The sequence below is a fragment of the Azospirillum sp. B4 genome, assembly GCF_000333275.1.
Lineage (GTDB): Bacteria > Pseudomonadota > Alphaproteobacteria > Azospirillales > Azospirillaceae > Nitrospirillum.
In genome coordinates, this window is record NZ_BACU01000132.1 from 1 (window position 1) to 1443 (window position 1443).

2 protein-coding genes are annotated in these 1443 nt (G+C 66.4%); one reads left to right on the forward strand and one right to left on the reverse strand.

Features of this window, described 5'->3' with window-relative positions; translation table 11 throughout:
• The first annotated feature begins 433 nt into the window (after window positions 1-433).
• Window positions 434-988: a hypothetical protein gene (locus I55_RS35335; RefSeq protein ID WP_044559631.1), complete on the forward strand. Its 555-nt coding sequence runs from the start codon at window positions 434-436 to the stop codon at window positions 986-988.
• A gap of 172 nt (window positions 989-1160) precedes the next feature.
• Here the strand turns inward: I55_RS35335 and I55_RS06205 are convergent.
• The coding region (locus tag I55_RS06205) for an aminotransferase class I/II-fold pyridoxal phosphate-dependent enzyme (RefSeq protein ID WP_044559632.1) at window positions 1161-1443 on the reverse strand (283 nt) is incomplete at its 5' end.

The following is a 1443-nucleotide window of genomic DNA, read 5'->3' on the forward strand; positions in this document are numbered from 1 at the left end:
CGTGTCCCACCCCAGGCGCCGCAAGGCTTTCCAGGATTTGCTCACTATTTAGGCAAAAAATAGCAACCAGTTGATTTTGCTGGAAACTGGTTCTGTCAATATCTAACAAATAGTTCATGATAGGCAAAAAACCGGTTGACAGGATTGTCCTGCAACCGAGGTCAGGCCTTGTGTAAAACTCCCATTCCGCTCGAAATTCGCGGATTCCCTGGGGCGGCCTTCAACGCCGCGAAAGAATCACCTCGGTGGACCAGGCGCATACGCAAGTATGCCTTGCCACCCACGGTCGATTTTCCGCCACACTCGCCCTCTAAACAGGAGTTTGATCGCGATTGGCGATGGCAGGTATTCCCGGTGCCGGCGCGGTTGATCCCCCGGTCAACCCCAGGCTGGTCCAGGCTGGATAAGAACTTAAGAAGAACGGAGAAATGTCATGCGCGTTTTGGCGACCTTGATGCTGGGGACCGCCCTGGTGGCGGCGGGTGGCGCTGTGGATGGGCTGTGCAGCCGGGCTGTGGCGGCGGTGCCCGCCGGCACGCCCGTCACGATGGGGGCGGCCGACCGGGCGGCCGCGGAGACTTTGGTGGACTTCCTGCAGAAGACGCGCATCCAGGCCAATCTGCCGGCCCTGAACCGCCAGCCGGTGCTGGATGAGGCCGCGGCCGCCCGCGCCCTGGCGCTGGCCAGCGGCACCCAGACGCCCGACCTTCGCCAGGGCCTGCTGCGCGCCTTCTACGTGCCCATGCAGGACATCGCGCTGGAGGCCCGCGCCTCCGGCGACCCCGGCCAGCCCCTGGCCATCTGGCAGGACACCGCCGCCACCGTCGGGGCGCTATCCACGCCCGGCATGACCGACGTGGGCGTGGCCCGCGTGGCCAACCCCACGCCCAATGGCCCTAACGACGCCTATATCTGGGTGGTCGTCCTGGCCCAGCCCCTGCGCACCCCGGCGGAATCGCCGGACAGTCCGCGCTGGAGCCCTAAATAAGGTCCTCAGGCGCCGGCGGGCCCATCCGGGCCTTGGGCTGTCCTCGCCGCGCCCTCCGGTACTCGCTTCGGCGGCCCGCAGTCGCGGCCTAGAAAATTGAGTGGAGGGGCCGACGAAAACGGCCGCCCCGTCGCCAGGGCGGCCGTTCCCGTAATCGCTGCTGTCGCGTCGCTTACCGCAGGGCGGCGGTGGCGCGCTGGATGCGGCGGCAGGCTTCTTCCAGCGCCTGGGTCGAGGTTGCGTAGCTGATGCGGAAGTGCGGGGCCAGACCGAAGGCGCTGCCCTGGACGACGGCGACGCCTTCCGATTCCAGCAGGTAGGTGACGAAGTCCTCATCCGTCTTCAGCACGGCGCCGTTGGGCGTGGTCTTGCCCAGGGTGCCGGCGCAGGACGGATAGACATAGAAGGCGCCCTCCGGCCGGGGGCAGTGGATGCCCTGGCCTGGTTCAGCATGG